This window comes from Methyloceanibacter sp. (assembly GCF_035650995.1).
Classification (GTDB): domain Bacteria; phylum Pseudomonadota; class Alphaproteobacteria; order Rhizobiales; family Methyloligellaceae; genus Methyloceanibacter.
In genome coordinates this window covers 23,476-31,322 of record NZ_DASRGO010000124.1, presented here as the reverse complement: position 1 = coordinate 31,322, position 7,847 = coordinate 23,476, and the positions used below count along the sequence as shown (strand labels likewise).

At 66.0% G+C, this 7,847-nt stretch carries 4 protein-coding genes; 1 reads left to right on the top strand and 3 read right to left on the bottom strand.

All coding sequences use genetic code 11. From position 1 onward, the window contains the following. The 3 genes from VFB18_RS09325 to VFB18_RS09315 form a co-directional block, all read right to left on the bottom strand. The coding region (locus VFB18_RS09325) for an alpha-2-macroglobulin (RefSeq protein ID WP_324974008.1) at positions 1–4,093 on the bottom strand (4,093 nt) is incomplete at its 3' end. A gap of 101 nt (positions 4,094–4,194) precedes the next feature. Further along, positions 4,195–5,349, bottom strand: coding sequence for a serine hydrolase domain-containing protein (locus VFB18_RS09320; protein ID WP_324974005.1), 1,155 nt, complete (start codon positions 5,347–5,349; stop codon positions 4,195–4,197). A 10-nt stretch (positions 5,350–5,359) separates the two neighbouring features. Continuing rightward, the gene (locus VFB18_RS09315; protein ID WP_324974001.1) at positions 5,360–6,280 is read right to left on the bottom strand and encodes a LysR family transcriptional regulator; all 921 of its coding nucleotides are present in this window, start codon (positions 6,278–6,280) and stop codon (positions 5,360–5,362) included. 234 nt (positions 6,281–6,514) lie between these two features. Between VFB18_RS09315 and VFB18_RS09310 the strand changes: the two genes are divergently transcribed. Then, positions 6,515–7,837 (top strand): imelysin family protein, encoded by a 1,323-nt coding sequence (locus VFB18_RS09310; RefSeq protein WP_324973998.1) that lies wholly within the window; start codon positions 6,515–6,517, stop codon positions 7,835–7,837. The last annotated feature ends 10 nt before the right edge of the window (positions 7,838–7,847 follow it).

The window sequence follows — 7,847 nt, the reverse complement described above, 5'->3', positions numbered from 1 at the left end:
CCCTGGCGCGGGTGAGGAAGTCGGTCGTATAGGCGTCGAGCCAGGCGTCGTCACCGCCCGGCGACCACAGTCCGAACGAGCCTTCCGAGCCTTGGCGGGCGAGCACCGTCCCGATCGCCTTGGCGATGCGTTCGTCGATGCCGGGATCGACCGCGAGCTGCGCGTCGAGCGCCATCTCGTTGACGTAGAGCAGCGGCAGGGCGCGGCTGACGACCTGCTCAGTGCAGCCGAGCGGATAGCGATCGAGCGCCTGAAGCAGGCTCGCCACGTCGAGCGCGGCCGACGGCGTCACCGACAGCGCGACCTTGCCGGTGCCCGGCACGAGGTCGCTGAACACGTCGCTCGTCAGCGTGACGCTCTGGCCCGGATTGAGCGGCTTCACCGTGCGTCGCGCCAGGACCTGCGTCGCCGGCTTCACCTGGAGCGGATATTTCCGCTGCACAGAGAAATCGCCGGGACCCGTGACCGCGACCGACACGGCGCCGTCTCCCACGCCCGTCGCCGAGATGGGCAGGCTCACGCCGCCGCGCTTCTTGGCATCGAGGGGAAGCGTCTTATCGGGGCCTTCAACGCTGAACGGACCTTCGGTCGAGACCGCGATCTGATAGTTGCCGGTCTCGCCCTCGACATTGTCGAGGTCGAGCCTGAGCGTGCTTCTGTCTCCCATGAGCAGGAAGCGCGGAAGGGTGGCGGTCAGCACCACGGGATCGCGCACCACGACGTCGGCCGAGGCGTGCCCGACCTTGTCGTTGCTCCAGGCGACCGCCATCACGCGCACCGTGCCGACGAAGGCGGGAATGTCGAAGCTGACCTCGGCGGTGCCGTCGGGACCGACGGAAACGATGCCGGAATAGAGCGCAAGCGGCGGCTGGGTCGGCGGACTTCCGTTCAACTCGCCTTCACCGCCGTCGCCGCCCGTCCTGATCTGGCCCTTGGTGCCCTGCATGCCGTCGATCAGCTGGCCGTAAAGATCGCGGATCTCGGAGGAGAGCTTGCGCTGGCCGAGATAATACGTGTCGGGGTCGGGCACTTTGTAGTTCGTTAGATTGAGGATGCCGACATCGACCGCCGAGACGACGACGCGCGCCTGTTCGTTCGGCGCGAGCCCACTGAATTTGATCGGAACGCGGAGTGTGGTCTCGGGCCTGATCAGCTGCGGCAGGTCCATGGCCACCCCGATCGTGTGCGCGGACTTGTCGATACCGAACCACTGCACGCCGATGGCACGGCCCGGCATGCGCTTCTCGGCCTCATCCAGCGGCCGTCGCAGCGTGGCGAGCACATAGGCGCCGGTCCCCCAGTCCTGACCGACGGTCAGCGGCAGCTTGACGAGTCCCGGCTTGACGTCGGTCGTCGTGGTGGTGAGCAGCTTGTCGCCGATCACGGCAAGGGTGATTTGCCCCTCGCTTCGCGCCGTCACCGCCACGGTCATCTCATCACCCGGCTTGTACTCCTTCTTGTCGAGAGCGATTTCGAGCAGATCGGGCGTGTCGGCCGCGGATTGGGCGTAGAACCCTGCATCGAAGCCGTACGTGGTCTCAGGCCCGTTCGGGTCGGCGCTCGCCACTTCGAGCCGGTAGCGGCCCCAGGTGACGGGGACCGAGATCTTGCCCGGCTTGTCGGGCGCGATATCGATCACCCCGTCGGCGACGCGGCGGGTCACCTTGACCGGCTCGTAATTCCAATAACCGTTCGAGCGGTACCACTGATATTTGGAGTCGATGCTGAGGAGCTGCCATTTGAGGCCCTTGGCCTCGATCTGCTTGCCGTCGGGCGCGACCATGGCGACATCGAAATTCGCCGTGTCCTGATCGCCGAGCGCGCTGCCGGTGAACAGCGGCTTCACCCCGATCATGTTGGACGGCGGCACAATGGGTAGCGACAGGCTGCGCTGCACCGCCCTGCCGCCCGGCTCGGCGAGCCTGACATTGATATTGGCCTGAAGCGGCCTGGTCGACTCGGGTAGCTTGCTGAGATCGACGGTGAAGGTCGCCTTGCCTTGCGCGTCGGTCTGCGGCAGGTCGGCAAGCGGAATGGCCTCGGCCGCACTCTCGTCTTCTTCCGGCTCGTCCTTCGCGTTCAAGCCGAACACGTAGCCCGCATAGCCCGGACGTTCCTCGGTCCTGACGATGTTGACCTCGCCCTCGATGTCGAGGCCGGCAGCGGGCGCGCCATAGAGGAAGCGGCCGTCGAGTGTGATCTTGGCTGGCGCGTCCGGTGAGATGCTGGTCGCATCGCTGCCGAGATCGAACTCGAGCCGATCCGGCACGTAATCTTCGACGAGGAAGCTCGCTTCCCCGATCGAGGGCTGCTTGGGATCGGAATAGACAGCGACGCGCCAAGTGCCGGTTTGCGCCGAGGAGATGATGGGAATGGCAAGCGTGCGCCCGCCGAGCCCCTGATCGGGCACCACGGTGCGGCGATATTCGACCCCGTCAGGCCGCTCGACCACCATGGTGAGATCGACATCCGGCACCGCAACGCCGTCGGCATTGCGGAGCAGCGTGGTCACATAGACCGTCTCTCCGGTGCGGTAGACGCCGCGCTCGGTGAACACGAACGCATCGAGAGCCCCCGGAGGCTCGCGGCCCGCGACGCCCCGGTCAGTCAGATCGAAGGCCGACTGCGTGAGATTGAGGAAGGCATAGTCGCCGCCGTCGCTCGACGCGATGAGCATGGCAGGCGCCTGCCCGCCCTCGCCGCGCGCGAGCCCCGGCTCGAAGGCGACTGCGCCCGATGCGTCGGTCTTCTTGACCGAAAGCACGTCGTTGTTGCGGGCGAGCAATCTGATCTCGACGTTACCGACCGGCGCCGTGGTCGCGAGCGAATTGACGAAGGCATGGATGCCGTCCGCCCCCGAATAGGCGGTGAGCCCGAGGTCCGAGACGATGAACCATTGCGTGGCCCGCTCGCCGTAATCGTCGCCGGGAAGATTGGCGGGGCGTGCCGCGAGCAGATAGACGCCGGGCTGCATGGCCGGCACCGCCTCGTTGACGGGGAAGGCGGTGGTGATCTCCTGGTTCAGCTCCTTCTCGACCTTGAGCTCGCCGGTCCAAACCTTCTCGCCCTTCTGATCGGCGATCTCGTCGAGCGAATAGCCGTAGAGATTGCGCTCGAAATCGTAGCCCAGCACGTTGTCGAGCAGGCTGCGGTCGCCGATACGGTAGATGGTGACCTTGAGCGCGTCGGTGTTGACGCTGACGAGCGGGATGCCCTGCTGGCCGGTGCGCGGCAGCACATAGGCCTTGCCGGCAAGCCTCACCGAGGGGCTGCGGTCGCGCACGTAGATGGTGAAATCGGCATCCTTGAGCAGGGTCTCATCGACCGTCGACGGCAATCCCGCGCGAAGCGTGATGGAGTAGGTCTCGCCGTGCTTCAGTCCTTCGACGCAGAGCTGCTGGTCGTCGACCGAGATCGCCGGCTTGTCCTGGCCCGCAACCGAAACGAACGGCGCGAAGTCGGTGCGCTTCGGCAGCTTCTCCGAGAATTGGAAGCAGGCGCGCGGTGCGGACGAGTCGGAATCGACGCTGAAATTCGAGACGCGGAAGCCGTACTTCTCGCGCAGCGAAGCGTAGAGCGACTTGAGCTCCGGCGTCTCGTTGAGCGCAAGCGCGATCTTGAGCACATTCAGCGCTTGCCGCCACTCGTCGCGCTTGCCGAAAGCATTGGCGAGCGTGACGAGCGCCGCCGCCTCGTCCTTGGCATTGGTCGCGCGCTGATAGGAAATGTAGGCGGCCGTGGTCGCGTTCTCGAAGCGGGTCGAGCCGTCATCCTCGTCGCTGACCGGAATCGCGAGCCAGATATCGGCGAGCCTGCGCCAGGCTGCGGCGTCCTCGGGCGTCACGGTGACGATCTGAGCATAGATGTCGGCCGCGCCTGACAGGTCCTGCGACTTGAGCGCCGCATCGGCGTCTTGCTTCAGCTTGATCAGCGGTTTCTCGACGGTGCCGGCTTGATCCTTGAGGTCGGCGATCAGCGTGATCGCCGCATCGTCTAAAGCATCGTCTTGAAAAGTCTTCTTTGCGGCTTGGGTGGGGGTGGCGAGGACAATAAAAAGCGCGGCGACGAGGCCGGCGCGGAACCATACGGGCATTGTTTCCTCCGGGGCCCGCCCTCGGGCAGACGGGCGCAAGGGCGCTATCGTACTGGAGGGTTATGACAGAAACCAGGGGCCTGCTCTGATCCCGGTCAACCCTAGTCGGCGAGCGCCGGAAGGGCCGGCCAGCCATAGAGTTCGGCCGCCCTGCGGATCAGCGCCTCGGCGAGGACCGAGCCATTGTCGGAGTTGGTCATCACCACCATGCCTTGGCCCTGGCCGGGAAGGAGGATCAGGTAGGACTGGTAGCCGACATTCTGACCGCGTTTCATGACGATAAGCGCCCCCTCGCTGTCGGCGATGGCCGCGCCGAGGCCGTAGGCGCCGACCGCCTGGCGCCTCAGCATCTCGCGCGCCGTCTCAGGTTTGAGGAACAGAGCGCTCTCGCCGCGCCAGGCCCTCGCCAAAAGGAGCAGAAGGTTGGCGATGTCGGTTGGCGTCGACCACAAGCCTGCCGCCGCATGCTCCGGGAACACATGGAAGCCGCCCTCGATTTCCGTGCCGTCTCCGAGATGGCCCGTGACCGCGTTCGCCCTGAGCTCATCGGGCAACGGCTGGGCGAAGGTCGAATGCGTCATGCCGGCGGGCTTGAGCACGAGATCGTCCATCGCCGGTACGAAGGGCGCGCGCAACGCATCGACCATGAGCGCCTCGGCGATTTCGTAGCCGCCGCCGGAGTAATGATAAGCGCGACCGGGCACGTCGATCACGGTGACCGGCGCCGAGTTGGCCGGTGGCGCGCCGTCGAGAATTTGCCTGAGCGTCGGTAACGGCGTGTCCGGCGCGTAGCCGAGAAAGCCCGGCACGCCGATCCCCGCCGTCATGCTGAGCAGCCCGCGCAAGGTCACGGGATGATCCTTGTCGAGATCGTTGGCCGGAACCCGCCAGGAGGTGAGGCTTGCATTGACGTCGCCATCGAGATCGAGCCGTTTCCGGTCCACGAGCCGCATGGCGCCGATCGCCGCCACGAATTTCGACAGCGACGCCGCCTGGAACAGCGTGTCGGGCGTCACGCCCTCGCCATAGGCGCGGGTGAAGGCGATGCGGTCCTGATCGATCAGCGCGAGGCTGACCGAGGGGATATTGAGCGCGGCCATCGCCTCGGGAAGCGTGAGCGTCTTCGGCGCGCCGCCGATGGCGAGGGTAAGGCCCGCCTCGAGGTCTTCGGGGGTTGCTGCCGCTGCCGGCGCGACGACACCAAAGCCGCAAAGCGTGAGCGCGGCAAACAGGAACCGCCGCGCGCTCACGCCCATGCGTCTCTCGTCACGTTCCCGCCTCGATGTCCCGCGCGAGCGCGCCGATCTCGCCGCGCACCCACTCGTGGCATTCGTCACGGTCATAGCTCGAATGCCAGAACAGCCTCAACGGAAAGCCGACCTGGGCGAAGGGCTGATAAATGCGCACGAGCCCGAATTGCCGCTCGAGAATTGCGGCGAGCGAGGCGGGCAGCGTGAGCAGCGCATCGCTGTTGAGCGCGAGCAGGAGCCCGACCAGGACCGACGAGACCCGCGCGGCGACCCGGCAGGAGACGCGGTCTTCGGAAAGCGCGCGGTCGATCGACTGAAGTGCCGGCAGCGAGTTCACCTCGATATGCTCCGCACCCGCGAAGGCCGCCGCCTTGGGGCGCCGCTTTTCGAGCGGGTGGCCCGGCCTTGCCAGCGTCACCAAGCGGTCCTCGACCAGTTTCGCGGTGCGGATATCCGGCGCCTGGACGGTCAGACCCTCGGTGTCGATGACGAAGTGGCAGCGCCCGGCGCGCAGCGCTTCCACGGTCTCCTCGCGATGCGACGGCATCCAGCCGGCATTGACGCTCGGCGCCGCCTGCGCCAGGCGCCGCCGGAGCGGCTGAAGCAGGATGAGCTCGCCGGCCTCGCTCGCCGCGATGGAAAAATCGCGGAAGGCGAGCGACGGGTCGAACGGCTTGCTCGGCCGCAGCAGGCTCTCCATGCCGGCGAGGATCACGTGCACCGTCGGCGCAAGCTCGCGCGCCTTGGCCGTGGGCACGAGCTTCTGGCCGGCGCGGACGAACAGCTCGTCGGCGAAGATTTCGCGCAGCTTGGCGAGGGCGTGGCTGATGGCCGAGGAGCTCCGCCCGAGCCGTTCGGCCGCGCGGGTTACGCTCGCATCGACGAGGAGCGCGTCCAGCGTCACGAGCAGATTGGCGTCGACTTCCCTGAGATGCATTATATGCAACTATTCTGCTGAAAAGAGTTCACTTCATGCATGTTAGCGGTCGCGGTATTGTCTTGGCAAGACATCCGGCCGCCCAGCCCGGATGTCTGAAATATCCCAAGCGAAGGCTTAGGATGTTTCCTCATCTCAGCCTTGCGGCGGCCCAACGGTTCGCGCCGGCGGGCCGCCGCAAATTTGCGGCGCCGAGGGGAGGGGGCGGGGCCAACAAGGGACCAAGGACCAAGCATGCTTCGCGATTATCGGACGGCTTTCCCGATTGCAGCCTTTGCGCTCGGACTTTCTCTCGCCTTGTCTCCGGCCGCTGCCGCCGAGCCGACGCCCAGGGATGTGATCAAGACTTACGCCGACATCGCCGAGGCCGCCTATTCCGACTCGGCCGGTACCGCGCGAACTCTCAAGCTCGCGGTCGATGCTTTCCTCGCCGATCCGACCGACGATAATCTGCGCGCCGCGCGCGCTGCGTGGATCGCTGCCCGCATTCCTTACATGCAGACCGAGGCGTTCCGTTTCGGCAATGCGATCATCGACGATTGGGAGGGCCGGGTGAATTCCTGGCCGCTCGATGAAGGCCTGATCGACTATGTCGACACTTCGATCTACGGCACGGATTCGGCCGAGAACGAGCTTTATACCGCCAACGTCATCGCCAACACCTCGCTTGTCATCGGCGGCAAGAAGCTCGACACGTCGAAGATCACCAAGGAGCTGCTCGCCGACGTGCTTCAGGAGGCGGGCGGCGTCGAGGCCAACGTCGCCACCGGCTACCACGCCATCGAGTTCCTCCTGTGGGGCCAGGATCTGAACGGCACCGGCCCCGGCAACGGCAATCGCCCGGCGACCGACTACGACCTCAAGAACTGCACGCACGGAAACTGCGCGCGACGCGCCGACTATCTCCGCACCGCCACCGATCTCCTCGTTGACGATCTCTCCTGGATGGCGGCGCAGTGGGGCCCCGACGGTGAGGCGCGCAAGCACCTCATGACCGGCAGCGACGAGGCGGGACTCGCCGCCATCATGACCGGTCTCGGCAGCCTCTCCTACGGCGAACTCGCCGGCGAGCGCATGAAGCTCGGACTCATGATCCACGACCCCGAGGAGGAGCACGACTGCTTCTCGGACAACACCCACGCTTCGCATTTCTTCGACGCGCTCGGCATCCGCAACGTCTATCTCGGCGCCTATCGCCGCGCCGACCGCTCGCTCGTCTCAGGCCCCTCGATCTCCGATCTCGTGAAGGCGAAGTCGCCGGAGGTCGATGCCGAGGTTCGCGCCAAGCTCGACGCCACCATGGACGCGATGAACGCGCTCTATCTCCGCGCCCTCACCACCGAATCCTACGATCAGATGATCGGCGAGGGGAACGATGCGGGGAATGCGGTCGTGCAGCGCGCCGTCGATGCTCTGCTTGACCAGACCAAATCCCTCGAGCGCGCGGTGGCGGCTCTCAACCTTCAGTCGATCAAGTTCGAAGGCTCCGAGAGCCTGGATAATCCGGGCAAGGTGCAGGAGGAGAGCAAGGCCTTGACAGGGACAGAGGCGCATTGAGCGAGCGCCG